The sequence below is a fragment of the Stenotrophomonas sp. 278 genome, assembly GCF_003935715.1.
Taxonomy (GTDB): Bacteria; Pseudomonadota; Gammaproteobacteria; order Xanthomonadales; family Xanthomonadaceae; genus Stenotrophomonas; species Stenotrophomonas maltophilia_AH.
This window is the reverse complement of sequence record NZ_RHPP01000028.1, coordinates 1-15,711: the sequence shown is the minus strand read 5'-3', so window position 1 is coordinate 15,711 and position 15,711 is coordinate 1. Positions and strand designations below refer to the sequence as shown.

13 protein-coding genes are annotated in these 15,711 nt (G+C 65.9%); 5 read left to right on the top strand and 8 right to left on the bottom strand.

All coding sequences use genetic code 11. From position 1 onward, the window contains the following. The first annotated feature begins 6 nt into the window (after positions 1-6). The gene (locus EGJ34_RS06985; protein WP_185750092.1) at positions 7-2,118 is read left to right on the top strand and encodes a M13-type metalloendopeptidase; all 2,112 of its coding nucleotides are present in this window, start codon (positions 7-9) and stop codon (positions 2,116-2,118) included. A gap of 125 nt (positions 2,119-2,243) precedes the next feature. Then, complete coding sequence (locus tag EGJ34_RS06980; protein WP_125359776.1) at positions 2,244-4,250, top strand: M13 family metallopeptidase; 2,007 nt, start codon at positions 2,244-2,246, stop codon at positions 4,248-4,250. Positions 4,251-4,358: 108 nt separating this feature from the next. Here EGJ34_RS06980 and EGJ34_RS06975 read toward each other — a convergent pair whose 3' ends face one another. The 7 genes from EGJ34_RS06975 to EGJ34_RS06945 form a co-directional block, all read right to left on the bottom strand. Further along, a complete protein-coding gene (locus EGJ34_RS06975; RefSeq protein WP_125359775.1) occupies positions 4,359-6,014 on the bottom strand; it encodes an SDR family oxidoreductase in 1,656 nt (551 codons plus the stop codon). A 54-nt stretch (positions 6,015-6,068) separates the two neighbouring features. Beyond that, entirely contained in the window at positions 6,069-6,743 is a 675-nt protein-coding gene (locus EGJ34_RS06970; RefSeq protein WP_125359774.1) for a rhomboid family intramembrane serine protease, read from the bottom strand. 36 nt (positions 6,744-6,779) lie between these two features. Further along, entirely contained in the window at positions 6,780-7,145 is a 366-nt protein-coding gene (locus EGJ34_RS06965) for an MGMT family protein (RefSeq protein WP_260476925.1), read from the bottom strand. Then, entirely contained in the window at positions 7,142-8,056 is a 915-nt protein-coding gene (locus tag EGJ34_RS06960) for a DMT family transporter (protein ID WP_125359772.1), read from the bottom strand. The genes EGJ34_RS06965 and EGJ34_RS06960 overlap by 4 nt, the downstream gene beginning before the upstream one ends. Beyond that, on the bottom strand, positions 8,053-9,408 hold the full coding sequence (gorA, locus tag EGJ34_RS06955; protein WP_125359771.1) for a glutathione-disulfide reductase: 1,356 nt from the start codon (positions 9,406-9,408) through the stop codon (positions 8,053-8,055). The genes EGJ34_RS06960 and gorA overlap by 4 nt, the downstream gene beginning before the upstream one ends. 72 nt (positions 9,409-9,480) lie before the next feature. After that, complete coding sequence (locus EGJ34_RS06950; RefSeq protein ID WP_125359770.1) at positions 9,481-10,713, bottom strand: DUF418 domain-containing protein; 1,233 nt, start codon at positions 10,711-10,713, stop codon at positions 9,481-9,483. A 123-nt stretch (positions 10,714-10,836) separates the two neighbouring features. Next, complete coding sequence (locus EGJ34_RS06945; RefSeq protein ID WP_125359769.1) at positions 10,837-11,316, bottom strand: peptidylprolyl isomerase; 480 nt, start codon at positions 11,314-11,316, stop codon at positions 10,837-10,839. A gap of 73 nt (positions 11,317-11,389) precedes the next feature. On the opposite strand from EGJ34_RS06945, the gene EGJ34_RS06940 reads away from it, so the two are divergent. The 3 genes from EGJ34_RS06940 (at position 11,390) to EGJ34_RS06930 (ending at position 14,462) form a co-directional block, all read left to right on the top strand. Further along, positions 11,390-11,965 (top strand): C40 family peptidase, encoded by a 576-nt coding sequence (locus EGJ34_RS06940; protein ID WP_185750089.1) that lies wholly within the window; start codon positions 11,390-11,392, stop codon positions 11,963-11,965. Between the two features lie 149 nt (positions 11,966-12,114). Continuing rightward, positions 12,115-12,870: a C40 family peptidase gene (locus tag EGJ34_RS06935; protein WP_185750091.1), complete on the top strand. Its 756-nt coding sequence runs from the start codon at positions 12,115-12,117 to the stop codon at positions 12,868-12,870. Between the two features lie 254 nt (positions 12,871-13,124). Beyond that, a complete protein-coding gene (locus tag EGJ34_RS06930; protein WP_125359767.1) occupies positions 13,125-14,462 on the top strand; it encodes a sigma 54-interacting transcriptional regulator in 1,338 nt (445 codons plus the stop codon). Between the two features lie 216 nt (positions 14,463-14,678). On the opposite strand, the gene EGJ34_RS06925 is transcribed toward EGJ34_RS06930, so the two are convergent. Then, positions 14,679-15,711, bottom strand: a 1,033-nt coding sequence (locus tag EGJ34_RS06925; protein WP_125359766.1) for a hypothetical protein, incomplete at its 5' end; no start/stop codon positions are given.

Sequence of the window (15,711 nt, the reverse complement as noted above, 5' to 3'; positions counted from 1 at the left end):
CACGTGATCGCTCGCATTCCCAAGATGGTTCTGCTGACCCTGGCCGTTTCGGCCGCGCTGGTCGGCTGCGGCAAGAATGAAACCCCGGCTACGGACAGCGCGGCCTCCACCGCCACGCCGGCCGCCGCTCCGGCAGAAACCGCGTTCAAGCTGGACGAAGCCAAGCTGCCGGCGTACAACGCCTTCCACAAGTCCGACCTGGACACCAGCCTGGACGCCTGCACCGCGTTCGGCGACTACGTCAACAGCAAGTGGCTGGCGGCCAATGAAATTCCGGGCGACCGCACCAGCTGGGGGGCCTTCACCATTCTGGACGAGCGTTCGGTGGCCGTGCAGCACCAGCTGGCCGAACAGGTCGCGGCGGTGAAGAACCCGACCGGCATCGAGAAGATCGTCGGCGACTTCTGGGCCACCGGCATGGACGAAGCCAAGATCAACGCGCAGGGCATCGAGCCGATCAAGGCCGACCTGGCCGCCATTGACGGCCTGCAGGACAAGGACGCCATTGCCAGCTACCTGCGCAGCACCGCGGCCAAGGGCCAGAACGTGCTGTTCGGCTTCGGTCCGGAAGCGGACTTCAAGAATTCCTCGCAGAACATCGCCTACGCCAGCCAGGGCGGCCTGGGTCTGCCGGATACCACCTATTACACCGACGCCAAGAATGCCGACAAGCTGAAGGCCTACCAGGCCCACGTGGCCAAGGTGCTGGAACTGTCCGGCATCGCTGCCGCCGACGCGGCCAAGCAGGCCGAAGAAGTGGTGAAGTTCGAAACCCGGCTGGCCAAGGCCTCCAAGTCCAGCGAGCAGCTTTCGCGCGACGTGTCGCTGTACTACAACCCGGTCAGCGTTGCCGACGCGGACAAGTTGACCCCGAACTTCAGCTGGACCGAATTCTTCAAGGCCCAGGGCATTGCCGCACCGGAGAAGTTCTCGCTGGCCATTCCGACCTTCCACCAGGAAGTGAGCAAGGCGCTGGGTGATACCGACCCGTCGGTGTGGCGTTCCTACCTGCGGTTCCATACCGTGGACGCAGCGTCGCCGTACCTGGCCGATGCCTTTGCCGATGAGAGCTACAACTTCTACGGCAAGACCCTGAACGGCCAGAAGGAACAGAAGCCGCGCTGGAAGCGCGTGCTGGGCACCATTGAAAACGACGCCGGCGAAGCCTTCGGCCAGCTGTACGTCAAGGTCGCCTTCTCGCCCGAATCCAAGGCCAAGATGGAAGAGCTGGTCAAGAACCTGGCCGCCTCGCTCAAGGAGCGCATCCAGGGGCTGACCTGGATGAGTGACGAAACCAAGGCCAAGGCGATTGCCAAGTGGGAAACCTTCACCCCGAAGATCGGTTACCCGGACAAGTGGCGTGACTGGAGCGGCCTGAGCACCCAGCGCGACAGCTACTTCGGCAACGTGCGCGCTGCCAATGAGTTCAACTACAAGTTCGCCCTGTCCAAGATCGGCAAGCCGGTCGACAAGACCGAGTGGGGCATGACCCCGCAGACGGTGAACGCGTACTACAACCCGCTGCAGAACGAGATCGTGTTCCCGGCCGCCATCCTGCAGCCGCCGTTCTTCGACCCGAAGGCTGACGACGCGCTCAACTACGGTGGCATCGGTGCGGTGATCGGCCATGAAATGACCCACGGTTACGACGACCAGGGCAGCCGCTTCGGGCCGACCGGCAACTTCGAGAACTGGTGGACCGACGCCGACACCAGGAACTTCAGCGGCCTGACCGGCAAGCTGGTCAAGCAGTTCGACGGGTACAAGGTCGGCGACCAGGCGGTCAACGGCAAGTTGACCCTGGGCGAGAACATCGCCGACCTGGGCGGCCTGGCCACCGCCTACGACGCGCTGCAGAAGGCGTCGGCCGGCAAGGAAGACCCGAAGGTCGACGGCTTCAGCCGTGACCAGCGCTTCTTCTTCAACTGGGCCACGGTGTGGCGTACCAAGTACACCCCGGAGAACGCCAAGGTCCGCCTGGCCACCGACCCGCACGCTCCGGCGCAGTTCCGCGCCATGGGTGCGCCGTCGAACCTGCCGGCGTTCGCCGCGGCGTTCGAGTGCAAGCCCGGCGCACCGATGGTGCGCGCCGGCGACCAGCAGGTTGTGATCTGGTAAGCGCTTTCAGGTCTGTATGAATGCAAAGGCCCGGGAATCCCGGGCCTTTGTTTTTGCGGCATGCGGAGTTTTCATGCGGGCTTGGTATAGTTCTGCGGTCTTCAATCCGACCGGATTTGTTTCGCATGCCCAACCTTCGTCCGCTTGCCATTGCCCTGGGTCTGGGCATGGCGTCCCTGGTGATTACCGATGCCTCCGCCGCGCCGAAGAAGAAGGCCGCCCGTACCCCGGCCGCCAGCGCGCAGTGCACCGACTTCTACGACGCCACCAACGCCGGCTGGCTGAAGGCCAATCCGGTACCACAGACCGGCGCGACCACCGCGCTGGGCCAGCTGGCCGAGCGCACCCGCCTGCAGCAGCGAGAACTGCTGGACGCGGCAATGAAGTCGCCGCAGGGCAACACCCAGAAACTGCTGGGCGACTTCTGGGCCAGCGGCCTGGATGAAGCCGCAGTGGAAGCCGATGGCTCCAACCCGATCGCCCCGCTGCTGACCCGCATCAATGCCATCAAGAAGGCCAAGGATGTGCCGGCCTCGATCGCCGCGCTGCACCAGGTAGGCATTCCGGTGGCTTTCAACTTCGCCCCGGACGTGGACCTGAAGGCGCTCGACCGCCATATCGGTTACTTCATGCAAGGTGGCATGGGCCTGCCGGATCCGGCTTTCTACACCCGCACTGACGCCGACACCGTCGCGCTGATGGGCCGCTACCGCAACTACGTCAAGCAGATCCTGGCGCTGACCGGCACCCCGGCCGCCAAGCTGGATGCAGAAGCGCAGGCGGTGATCGCACTGGAAACCGAACTGGCACGAAGCGCGCAGTCGCTGGCCGGCATCAACAATCCGTTCAACAACTACGCGCCGATCTCGACCAAGGACCTCAACAGCCGCTACAAGAACCTGCAGCTGGATGCCTTCCTGAAGGTGCAGGGCGTCAATGACGACCTGGTGTCGCTGGCGGATCCGAACCTGTTCAAGGCGCTGGACGGCATGGTCACGCGGATCAAGCCGGACCAGTGGAAGGCCTACCTGCGCTGGCGCGTCGGCGATGCGATGGCCCCGTACCTGTCCAAGGCTTACCGCGACGCCGAGTTTGAATTCCGTGGCCGCGTGATCCGTGGCGAAACCCTGGCCCCGGCGCGCTGGGAACAGGTGCTCAACGCCATCAACGTCGCCGCCGGCCCGATGGTCGGCCGCGAGTACGCCGCCCGCCACCTGTCTGCTGAAGATCGCCGCCAGGCCGCCTGGATTGTCGACAAGGTGCGCGAAGTTCAGATCGACGCGGTCAAGAACAGCAGCTGGCTGAGCGCCGAAGCCAAGAGCGAAGCCCAGGCCAAGCTGGCCGCGCTGAAGATCGAGATCGGCACGCCGCTGCGCGACCTGGACTACAGCGTGCAGCCGATGGGCCGTGGCAGCTTCGGCGGCAACATGCTGATCGCCTCGACCTGGCGTCACCGCGAAGAAATGAAGCGCATCGGCAAGGGTAACGCCGACCGTCGCTGGGACGTGCTGCCGCAGCAGCCGTCGCTGGCCTATGACATCGCCCAGAACCGCCTGATCGTCACCGCCGCCGCCCTGCAGGGCCCGGTGTTCAACGCCAAGGCCGATGCTGCCGACAAATTCGGCAGCTTCGGCGCGCTGGTCGCGCATGAGCTGAACCGCGCCGTCGACGCCAAGGGTGCGCTGGTGGACGCCAAGGGCGAACTGCGCAGCTGGTGGACGCCTGCCGACAAGACCGCCTGGACCCTGCTCGGCAGCCGCGTGGCCGCCCAGTACGGCGCGTACGACTTCCCCGGCGTGAAGGGGGCGAAGGTCAACGGCACGCTGACCCAGGAAGAAAACCTGGCCGACATCGCCGGCGTCGAACTGGCCTGGGCGGCTTATCAGGCACAGGAACCCAAGGCCAAGCCGGCCCAGCAGCAGGGCTTCTTCCGCGCCTGGGCGGCGCTGTGGCCGCAACAGCTGTCGCCCAACGAAGCCGCCCAGCGCCTGACCGCCGACATCCGTGCGCCGGGCCGCTGGCGCACCAATGGGCCGCTGTCCAACCTGCCGGCGTTCGGGGCCACCTTTACCTGCAAGCCTGGCCAGCCGATGCAGCGGGTGGAGAACGACCAGATCAAGATCTGGCGTTGATTCGAAAAGGGCACCTTCGGGTGCCCTTTTTGTTTGATTGCCGTAGAGCCACGCCCTGCGTGGCTGCGTGAACGTGTCCGGCACCGCGAAGCCACGCAGGGCGTGGCTCTACGCTGGGTTCAACCTGCCCCGATAGCCGACGATCAAACCGATCAGCGGCGCAGCAATCTCCACATCAAACACAAACTGCCCGTCGCGCTCGGTCTCGAACGTGGTGCCTTTGGGCAGCAGACACTTCGGCAACGGCACGCCCAGCAGCGACCAGCGCCGCGGCACCAGGCACAGCCGGTCGCCCTCCACCACCAGCGCGATCGCCACGTCGATCAGCCCAAAGCGTTCGACCAGCAGATAGTCATTACGGCCTTCGCCACGTCGTTGCCACGAAGAGAAGCGGCGTCCGCCAAAGTCCCGGGTCCAGCGTTCGCCACCGCGCTCGGGCGCGAACGACACCGTCACCGGCACCGCTTCGCCCTCTTTCGGGAAGCCGATCACAGCAGCGATGATGCGCGCGAGTACCCCACGCCCACGCCGTATATCGGCCTGGCCACGCCAGTGCCGCGGCTGCGCATCGCGATGCAGCGCCTGCACCTGTGGTGGCAGCATTTCAAATGCAGTGCCGAGCAGGTACGGGTACAGCGCCGCATGCGGCTGCTCGCGACGGAAACCGGTGTGGATCGAACGGCCCACGAACAGCGCCTGGTAGTCCGCCAGTTCCAGCGCGTGCGTTGCCGGACGAGCGCCATCGGCCGGGCGCTCCCCCGCCAGCCACTTGCGGATGAGCGCCTCGATCGCCATCGACGGAATGTACGGACCGTCGTCCCCCTCGGCCAGCAGATGCCAGCTCAGCTCGACAGGCACGCCGGCCTGTTGGCCCCGCGCCCGTACATACATGCCGCCACGATGCTCGCCGAACTTCATCAGGTTCAATACCGTGTAGAACAGCGGTGACAGCGGCTCCAGCGAAGGCAGCCGGAAGCGCGCCCGCGCTTTGGCCAGCAGGTTGAGGATCCGGTGCAGTATCTCGGGGACCGGACCGGCACCGATCCAGATATCCGTCATGCCCGCATGTTCCGGCGGCAACACCTGCAGGTCGGGGACGTCGACCAGCGAAAAATGCAGATTGCGCAGCGGCAGCCTGCCCGGCACGGCCACGGTGAAGCGACGGCTCTCCGCCAGCCCTGTGCCCTGCCCCGGCTGCCCGCTGCGGCGCAGCTTCACCGGAGCGCCGGCGTAACCGACCACGGCACGCATCACGTTCAATCCAATACCGGCATACGGTGAAGGCGCGATCCCGCCTTCGACGATTTGCGGTTCCATGACCTTGGCCATTTCGCGAAGCACTGCGGCGGTCAGTACGGGAAAGCTGCTGACCCCGGACAGTACAAAGATGCCGGCGGCCTTTGCCTGCGCGTCATGGCGATCGATACCGAAAACGAAGTCGGCGGCGTCAGCGAAGTCCAGATAGGGAACACGCGCCGCAATGCAGGCTTCGACCACCTGATAGCCCTGCGCGCCATAGTCCTGGAAGGGCCCGGAGGCATCAATCACCAGGGCAGGTCGCTCGGCTTCAAGGGCAGCGGCCACCGCTGCGCGGTCCAGGCGCAGGGGGCGCACCGTGGGAGCACCGCTGTAGCTGTCGCAGAAGGCCTGGGCTGCCTGCAGATTGCGTCCGCAGATCAGCAGTTCCAGGCCGTGCAGATCCGACAACAGGCGCGCCAGTCGTCCACCGAATACGCCGTATCCCCCCAGAATCAGAATCTTCAAGCGCTGTCGTCCTTGTATGTGGCTGCGCGATCCGCTCTACGTCGCGCGGTTACGTCATTTGACGCTGCGCAGATGATTCGGCCGTTTCGGCGGTCCGCCGCCGGGCGGGCGGCGATTGAAGGGTGGCTGACCACGCCAGTAGCGGATCAGCAGCCAGCCGAACAGCATGCCGCCCAGGTGTGCGAAGTGGGCGATGCCCGGCTGCCAGCTGGTTGCGCCGAACACCAGTTCGGTCAGGCCGATCACGATCACGAAGGTGCGCGCCTTCATCGGAATCGGCGGGAACAGCAGCATCACGCGCTGGTTCGGGAACAGCATGCCGTAGGCCAGCAGCAGTCCGAACACGCCTCCCGAAGCGCCGAGGACCGGTGCCGGGTCGATCATCATCGCGCCGACTGCCAGTTGACACAGACCCGCACCGGCGACGCAGACCAGATAGAAAATCAGGAAGCGTTTCTCACCCCAGGTCTGTTCCAGCGGCGAGCCGAACATGAAAAGCGCCAGCATGTTGAACAGCAGGTGCATGAGATTGCCATGCAGGAAGCCGTAGGTCAGCAGCTGCCATGGCTGGAAGTTGCCACCGGGCGAGAACGGATCAAAGCTGCGCAGCGGCTGCAGCATGAACGGCTCGAACGTGCCGTAACCGAGCAGGAAGGGCTGCTGCAGCAGGAACAGAACCGCGTTGGCGATCAGCAGGGCCTTGGTGACAGTGGGCAGTCGCGGGAACATGGGAGCATCCTTTGGAACCGCGCCCATCATAATCGCTCAACCCGGCCCCCACACCGCCGCGTCGAGATCATCTCCGCTGCCGCGCGGCATGTGCTTGACCCGGCCGCGCTCCATCACCACGCCCTCGGCACGCAGCCGCTGGCTCTGTTCACGCCAGCCACGCGAGCCTTCCGGCATCGCAATGCGCCCGTCCGAGCGCAGCACCCGGTGCCAGGGCAGGTCCGGGTCGTCATTCATCCCCAACACGCGTGCGGTCAGTCGTGCACGGCCCGGCAGACCGGCTTTGGCCGCCACCTGGCCATACCCCATCACCTGCCCCCGGGGAATGGCGCGGATGACCGCCAGAATACGCTCGCGCGCCCGCGCCGCCGCGTCTTCGTCGGCTGCAACAGCCGGTGTCACGCGCGAACGCGACTGACCAGCAGCACGCCGACCAGCACCAGCACCGTCCCCAGGATCTGCCAGGGCCCCATGGGTTCGTCGAGCAGCCATAGACTCATCACAATGGTGGATACCGGGCCGAGCATACCCACCTGCGCGGCCAGCGACGAGCCGATACGCCTGACCGCCAGCATGATCGCCGCCACCGGCAGCACCGTGCAGACGGTGGCGTTGACCAGCGAAAGCCAGTACACCGGCGGGGGGGCCAGCAGCAGCGCCGGCAGCGGATGCAGCACGGCAAAGTGCAGCACGCACAGCACGCAGGCCACGCAACTGGCGTATGCGGTCAGGCGGATGGCTCCGATGCGCGCCACCACCTGCCCGCTGCCGAACAGATACAGCGCGTAGCTGAGGGCGCTGGCAAACACCAGCGCGCTGCCCAGCACGATACGCCCGCCTTCCATCTGCAGGTCATGGCCGAACGCCAGCAGCACGCCCAGATAACTCAGTCCCAACGCCACGAGCTGCCAGCGACCCGGCTTTTTCTTGAGCAGCACCAGGCTGATCAGCAGCACCAGGGTCGGATTGAGATACAGGATCAAGCGCTCCAGGGTGACGCTGATGTATTGCAGCCCCTGGAAGTCCAACAGGCTGGACAGGTAATACCCGGTGAAGCCGAGCCACAGCACGCGCCCGCGGTCGGCCCACGAAAGCGCGGTGGCGCGTCGCGCCGACCAGACCGCCAGCAGGGCAAACACCGGAAACGCCATCAGCATGCGCAGCGCCAGCAGCGTGGTCGCGTCCACGCCATGGCGATAACCCAGTTTGACGATCACCGCTTTCCCTGACGCGGTGATCGCGCCGATGGCGGCCAACGCAACGCCGGAGGCGGCGATACGCGAGGAAGAAGTGGGCAACGCGTGGTCGTTCATCGCATCAGCACAACCTCTTCGGCGCTCGTGGGGTGGATCGCCACGGTGTCATCGAAGCAGGCCTTGGTAGCACCCATCTTCACCGCCACGGCAAAGCCCTGCAGGATCTCATCGGCTCCCTCGCCGAGCAGGTGCACGCCCACCACGCGCTCCTCCTCACCCACGCATACCAGCTTGAACATGCTGCGCTGGCTGCCGTTGGCGAGCGCCTGCAGCATGGGGCGGAAATTGCTGCGGTAGACGCGCACATCCTCAAAGCGTGCGCGCGCGTCTTCCTCGCTCAGCCCGACCGCGCCCAGGGCCGGATGTGAGAACACCACGCTGGCGACGTTCTCGTAATCCATCTTCGCCTGCGGCTGGTCGCCGAACAGGCGGTCCATCAGCTTGCGTGCAGCAGCTATGGCCACCGGGGTCAATCCGACCTTGCCGGCGATGTCACCCACGGCATGCACGTTGGGCACGGCCGTGGTCTGCCATTCATCAACCACGACCTCCTCCTTTTCACCAATCGCGATCCCAAGCGCTTCCAGCCCCAATCCAGCGCTGTTGCCGCGGCGACCGGTGGCGAAGAACACCTCGTCGAAGCGGCCATCACGCGGGCCATCATGTCCGTAGGCGATGACCGCATCGCCGTCGCGGCGGAGTTCGCGCAGGCGGTAGTTGAAATGCACCTTGACCCCCTGGTGACACAGGTTTTCGGCCAGCTGCGCGGTCAGCTCGGCATCGAAGCGCTCAAGCAGACGGTCGCCGCGTACCAGCAGCGTCACCCGGCTGCCCAGCGCCTGCAGCAACCCCGCCAGTTCGACCGCGATGTAACCGCCGCCCACGATGGCGACCTGGGCAGGCGCGCTGCACAGATGGAAGAAATCGTCGGACACCTTGCCCAGCTCCGCGCCGGGAATATCGGGGCGCTGCGGGTACGCGCCGGTAGCGATCAGGATGTGTGCGGCGCTGATGCGCACGCCGTCACTGCATTCCACGGTATGCGCGTCCACCAGCCGGCCCCTGCGCGGCACGCGCACCACGCCGTTGTCGTTCAGGCGCTTGAGATAGCTGGCATGGATGTTGGCGATGTAGGCCTGGCGATGCACCACCAGTTCCTTCCAGTCCAGCGTCGGTCGGGTCGGCACGTCGAAGCCGAGTGCGGCGGCCAGCCCGACCCGCTCGGACAGATCCGCTGCCAGCCACATCGCCTTCTTCGGCACGCAGCCGACATTGACGCAGGTGCCGCCCAGTTCGCCGGGCTCCAGCATGGCCACGCGGCGGCCGTGCTGCGCAGCGCGGAACGCGGCAGCCAGTCCACCGGATCCACCGCCCAGCACGATCAGGTCATAGTCGTATTGCATGCTCATTGAAAATGTCCCACCGGAAATGGCACCGGCAGCATGCCATGGTCGGGGGCACGTCCGGCGTGAGCACGCGCGTCACTGCGTGCCAGCGGCGCGGCGCAACGGCGGCCAACGGCCATACGTCATGGCCCGCCACAGCCACTCCAGCGGGCCGAACCGGAAGTACTGGAGCCAGCATCGCGCAAACACGACCTGCAACGCGAACAACGCCAGCGCGAACGGGATCTGCCATGCGCGGGGAAGACTTTCGAACGCCCCAAGCCCATACCCGTAGAAGATCCACGTGCCCACCAGCGACTGCACGATGTACTGGGTCAGGGCCATGCGCCCCACCGGAGCGAGCACGCGAAGGCGCGCGCGCGCGCGTACGATCCAGGCCAGGTAGCCGAGGCTCATCAACAGCCCGGCCACCGACGACAGCGCGTAGGCGAAACCGCTGGCAGGCGTGAAGGTGCCGGGAGCCACGTACGGCACCCAGCAGGCGCTGAAAATCATCAGAAGCAGACCTGCCGGCAGCGCCACCCAGCGCAACCGGCCATACAGCGTGGGAAAACGCTCCGGTGCGGCAAGCGCTCCGCTGCGTGCAAACCCGGCTCCGATCAGGAACATGCCCAGCACCTCAGGCCCCACGACCAGCATGCCGCCCAGATTCACCCGCAGGTCGTGCACACGCTGCATCAGGGCGTCGGTCCAGCTGCCCCAGGCATATGCCTGGCGCTGCAGCTCCACCGCACGCTGCCCCGCCGCCGCCGCATCGGACAAGGCGCTGCCTGCCGGTCCGGGTTGCGCGGCCATGTTGATCACCAGCCCCATGGTCACCATCAGCGCCGCCGAGAACAGATACGTCATGACCCCCATCGCGGGCAGCCAGCGCGGCGGCGCTTCGCGGAACGCGAGCAGCGGCAGCGACATCAGTGCATAGAGCACGAGAATATCGCCCGACCACACCAGCAGGGCGTGGCATAACCCGATCAGCAGCAGACCGCCACTGCGCCGCAGGTAGAACGGGGCGAAGTCCCGCCGCGCCGCTTCGGCGCGCTGCGCCATGATGGCGAAACCGGCACCAAACAGCAGCGAGAACAACGTGAAGAACTTGCCCTGCACCAGCACGTAGATCAACGCATCGGCCCAGCGGTCAGCACCCTGCCAGTGCGGGTCGATGCCGGTGAAGGCCAGGTCCAGCGGACCGCTCAGCGCTTCCATGTTCATCAGCAGGATGCCCAGCAGGGCTGCGCCGCGCAGGATGTCGAGGACCTCGATACGGTCGCTGCCGGTCACCGGCTGCAGGGAAGAAGTCGCTGGATTCACAGGGCACTCATGGACCGGGGCGGGTAGTGCCGGGCTTGCCCGGCAACCCAAAAGGCAGCCGGGCAAGCCCGGCTCTACATTCAGCAACCGACCGTAGTGCCGGGCTTGCCCGGCAGCAGGTGCTTAGTGCTGGTGACCGCCGTCGCCGTGCACGTGGCCGTGCTCCAGCTCTTCGGCCTGGGCTTCGCGCACGTCGACGATCTCGACCGAGAAATGCAGGTCCTTGCCAGCCATCGGGTGGTTCAGGTCAACGTCGACCACGCTCATGCCGACCTTTTCGACGGTGACCGCACGCGGGCCGAAGTTGGTCTGCAGCACCACCTGCTGGCCCGGAGCCAGCTTGGCGTTGCCGAAGTGCTTCTTCGGCACGCGCTGGGTGAGCCCTTCGCGGCGCTCGCCGTAGGCATCAGCGGCCTTCACGTCGACGTCGAAGCTGGCACCGGCTTCCTTGTCCATCATGGCGTTTTCCAGGCCCGGGATGATGTTGCCATGGCCGATCAGGATTGCCAGCGGCTCGCGATCCTTCGAGCTTTCGATCGGATCCTGGCCCTGCTCGGCCACGGTGTAATGGAAGCGGACGACACTGTCTTTTGCGATCTTCATACGGAACTCTTGTGCTGGGACTGCCGGGGCAGACGGGTGGGACGGGTTGTCGCCCGCCGGTTACGCCGCCATCATGGCGACTTCCAAGGCCGCGCATTATCCGGACATCATGCTGCTGACGCCAGTTTCGCGCTTGACCCGCCTGCCGGCCCAGCTGGCGCTGATCTCCGTACTGGCCCTGCTGGCCGCCTGTGGCGGCGGTAAATCCACCCGATCTTCCACGCCGCCCGCCTCCGCCCAGGTCTGGCCCACGGTCACCCCGAACAACCCGCAGGCCGCCAACGCGGTGCTGATGCGCGCCATTGGCCTGGTCGGCACGCCCTACCGCTACGGCGGCAACACGCCCGAATCCGGCTTCGACTGCAGTGGCCTGGTGACCTATGTCTACCGCGAGATGGTCGATCTGAAGCTGCCCCGCACGTCGCGCGACCTCGCCGCCGTGCAGGGCCCGAAGATCGATCCCAGGCGCCTGGCAGCGGGCGACCTGGTGTTCTTCGGGAACCGCGGCAACGTGTTCCACGTCGGCATCTACGTCGGCGAGGGCCGCTTCGTGCACGCGCCGAGCACCGGGGGCACCGTCCGTCTGGACTCGCTGGGCGGAAGCTACTGGAAGGACCACTACACCGGCGCGAAACGCGTTCTGCACTAAGCTGAACAGGGCGAAGCGTCGAAACTGTGACTTCCATCACGCGTGGTTAAACGAAAAATTAACGAAATTTGTACCTAATCACACGCTTTCCACGGCATCATCACCCATCGTTTTTATTCAGTGATCGCCGCGTGACGACATCCGACCTGATGTGCCAAGGCCAGACCGCCACCCCGCGGCGTATCGCCCGCCCCGCTCTTCTCGCTTTTGCCCTCTGCCTGGCCAGTGTTCCGGCCTGGGCGCAGACCGCCCCGACGGCCCCGACCGAGGCCGCTGCAATCGCGACCGTCGGCCCGGCCGAGGTGGCCGCTGCCGTCAAGCCCAAGGCGGATGCTCCGGTCCGCAGCCGTACCGATGCGGCCGCCAGCGCCACCTTGGCGGCGCTGCTGCCGCACCTGGCAGCCAACGACACCATTCCGCTGATGGACCGCTCGGCGATGGTCGCCGGTGACCTGAGCCGCCTGCTGGCCAACTACGACGCCTCCAACGGCACCATCGTGGCCGCTGACCCGGCCGAAAACGGAAAGGTCCAGTCGGTCCTGCGCCGCGCCATGACGCTTCTCGGCACGCCGTACCGTTGGGGCGGCACTTCGCCGGACAGCGGCTTCGACTGCAGCGGCCTGGTCGGCTATGTGTTCCGTACCGCGCTGGGCATCGAGCTTCCGCGGGTCTCGCGCGAGATGGCCCGCGATGGCGAAGCCCAGCTGATCAACGATCGCAACGCGCTGGCCGCAGGTGACCTGGTGTTCTTCGGCCGCAAGGGCCGGGTTGATCACGTCGGCATCTACGTCGGCGAAGGCCGCTTCCTGCACGCGCCGAGCACTGGCAAGGACGTCCGCGTGGACAGCCTGATCACCGGCTACTGGGGCGGCAAGTTCATGCAGGCTCGCCGCGTCGAGCTCTGAGCCGCTTCAGGCTCCCTGGCTGAATCCTGAAGGCCGCTGCCGTGCAGCGGCCTTTTTCTTTGCACGCGTGATGGCCGCTGCGGGATTGATCGCGCGTTGTTGTTTCTGTTCCCGAAGCATTCCCGGCTTCACCGTTACAGGCTGCACAACCCACTCCGCCCTGACGGCGGAGCGGTGGTACCCGGCGTGGGGCGGCACGCCGGGTAGCGCTGGACAGGAGACTCCGCCCGGATACCTTTCCGTGAAGGTGACGCATGGCGGCAGTCCCTGAAATTCCGGCCCGGTGTGTAATCTGGTTTGGGCAACCACTGGCAGCAGAACGCACGGCGCTGGCCGCCGCTGGCTGGCAGGTACGCGGGGTGGCGACCGACGGCGCAGTCGCCATCGGCATGCGCGGCAACGACCTGGTGGTCGGGCTGTTGGACCTGCGCTGCGTAACCGCGTCCCATCTGCCCCACCTGCAGGCGGTGCTCGACCAGCATCGCCATCTGCGGGTTGTGGCCATCCTGCCCTCGGGTACCGCCGCGTTGCATCCGCAATGGCAGCCGCTGCTCGCCTGCTGCACGGAAACCTTCAGCGCTCCCCTGGACGTTTCCCGGCTGGTGCATCGCCTGCAGGAACTCGGCGACGAGCAGCACCTGCAGCCGCCTTCCGGGGCGCAGGCGCTGATCGGCGACAGCCAGGCGCTGCAGGTGACGCGCGCGGCATTGCGCAAGTTCGCGCCGGTGGAACTGCCGGTACTGATCACCGGCGAGACCGGCACTGGCAAGGAACTGGCGGCGCATGCGCTGCACGCGCTGTCATCGCGGCACGCGCGACCGTTCCTCGCGGTGAACTGCGGGGCGATTCCGGCAGCGCTGGTGCAGTCGGAACTGTTCGGCCACGAACGTGGCGCATTCACAGGGGCGGCGAACCGGCGGCTGGGCCTGTTTGAGACGGCCAGTGGCGGCACGGTGTTCCTGGACGAGATCGGCGACCTGCCGCTGGATGCGCAGACCAACCTGCTGCGGGTGCTGCAGGAGGGAACGATCGAGCGCGTGGGCAGCAATCAGCCGCTGGCGGTGGACGTCCGGGTCATCGCAGCCACCCACGTGGACCTGGAACAGGCGGTGGAACGCGGACAGTTCCGTCGCGATCTGTTCTACCGTCTGAACGTGCTGCGACTTCCGCTGCCGGCGCTGCGCGACAGGGGCAGCGACATCACCTTGCTGGCAGAGCACTTCCTGGCCAGCTTCCGCCAGCGGCACGTGACCCGCGCGCGCGGCTTCAGTCGCCAGGCACTGCAGGCAATGCAGCAGTTCCGCTGGCCGGGCAACGTGCGCGAGTTGTTGAACCGGGTGCAGCGCGCGGCCATCGTGAGCGAATCGGAACTGATCACGGTGTCGGATCTGGAACTGTCCCCGGAAGGCATCGAGATCCCGCAACGACTGCTGCACGACGCACGCCAGGCCGCCGAACGCGACGCGCTGCTGCGCGCTCTGCGCCAGAACGACTTCAACATCACCGCCTGCGCGCGCACCATGCAGGTCTCGCGCGTCACCGTCTACCGCCTCTGCCGCAAACACCAGCTCGCCCTGCCAGAATTGCGCTGACCGCTTTGGATTGCACGGTTGGGGATCAGAATTGGCGGCGGCCTCGATCCATTGTCATGCGTTACCGAACGCTGGCCATTTCACGGCCGTCGTCTGTCGACCGACGCTACCGGAACCGCGTGCGGGTGTTGGTAGCGTCGGTCGACAGACGACGGCACTGGAACAACCCGCATCCGGTAACGCATGCCCCCGAAACGAAGAAGAGCCCGGACGGCGTCACAACATATACGGAATCCTGAAGGCCAAGGTAAAGTCCGGCGCATCCGGGGTCAGCCCGATCCCCAGCTGGCTCACCAGCGTGGTGTTGCGGTTGAGCGCATAGGTGATGCCCAGGTTGAGCGTGGCCGCATTCGCATCACTGCCGATCACTTTCACCCATTGACCGCCCTTGTAACGCGTCGACGCACGCCGGCTGAGCTTGTCGCTGAAGGACATGCTCAGACTGGTGCGCTCGTTGAAGGCGAACGCCACGCCGGCACCGAAGTAGATCGAACCACCCAGCTTCACGTCACCGGGGTTCACCGTATCCGGATTGCCGTCGAGGTCGTCAAAACTTCCTTCGAACGAATGGATGTAACCAATGTTGGCGAACAGGATGGCCGGGTCGGCGGTTTTCACCGCCGAGAGCCCGAGGCTGGCCTGCCATACACCGTTGCCGGTCGCTTGATCACCCGGCACCGCGAAACGGATGAAGTCGTCTTCGTCACGCTCCAGCACCTTCCAGTCCACGCCATAGGGCTCCTGACCGGTCGGCGCGGTCACGCCAACGTTGAGCACGGTTTCCGGCCAGCGCCCTTTCTCCTGGTTCAGGCGCCAGTTGCCGCTCAGACTGATGTCGCCCAAGCCGTTGCCGCTGGTTTCCTCCTGCGCGATGGCCGCCGCGGACCCGCCTGCCCCGCCCTTCTGGAATACGGTCTTGCGCGCCAGATAAGGCACATCCAGATTCAGCGTCATGCTCGGCGTGACGCCCCAGCGCGCCGCCAGGTTGTAAGTCAGCGTGTCGGACTCGACATTCTCGATGGCGATATTGCCGAGGAAAATCGCATCCAGCGCCAGGAAGCCATTGAGGGTGACCTGCTTGCGGTCATACCGCGCATAACTCAGGCTGTTTTCCAGCGTGAAGCGGCGGGTGAACAGCGTCGCGGTCTGCTGCTTCACGTCGTCGACGCTGCGCTTGGATGCCTGCTGCGCCTGTTGCGCCTCTGCCGCGCTGCTTGCGTAGCCGTCGCCGCTGGGCGGTGTGGTGGCC

Bases quoted from the DNA above. Each gene is read 5' to 3' on its own strand.
- EGJ34_RS06980 (WP_125359776.1), top strand. From the start codon at position 2,244: ATGCCCAACCTTCGTCCGCTTGCCATTGCCCTGGGTCTGGGCATGGCG.
- EGJ34_RS06970 (WP_125359774.1), bottom strand. From the start codon at position 6,743: ATGTTCCCGCGACTGCCCACTGTCACCAAGGCCCTGCTGATCGCCAAC.
- EGJ34_RS06960 (WP_125359772.1), bottom strand. From the start codon at position 8,056: ATGAACGACCACGCGTTGCCCACTTCTTCCTCGCGTATCGCCGCCTCC.
- gorA (WP_125359771.1), bottom strand. From the start codon at position 9,408: ATGAGCATGCAATACGACTATGACCTGATCGTGCTGGGCGGTGGATCC.
- EGJ34_RS06945 (WP_125359769.1), bottom strand. From the start codon at position 11,316: ATGAAGATCGCAAAAGACAGTGTCGTCCGCTTCCATTACACCGTGGCC.
- EGJ34_RS06940 (WP_185750089.1), top strand. From the start codon at position 11,390: ATGGCGACTTCCAAGGCCGCGCATTATCCGGACATCATGCTGCTGACG.
- EGJ34_RS06935 (WP_185750091.1), top strand. From the start codon at position 12,115: ATGTGCCAAGGCCAGACCGCCACCCCGCGGCGTATCGCCCGCCCCGCT.
- EGJ34_RS06930 (WP_125359767.1), top strand. From the start codon at position 13,125: ATGGCGGCAGTCCCTGAAATTCCGGCCCGGTGTGTAATCTGGTTTGGG.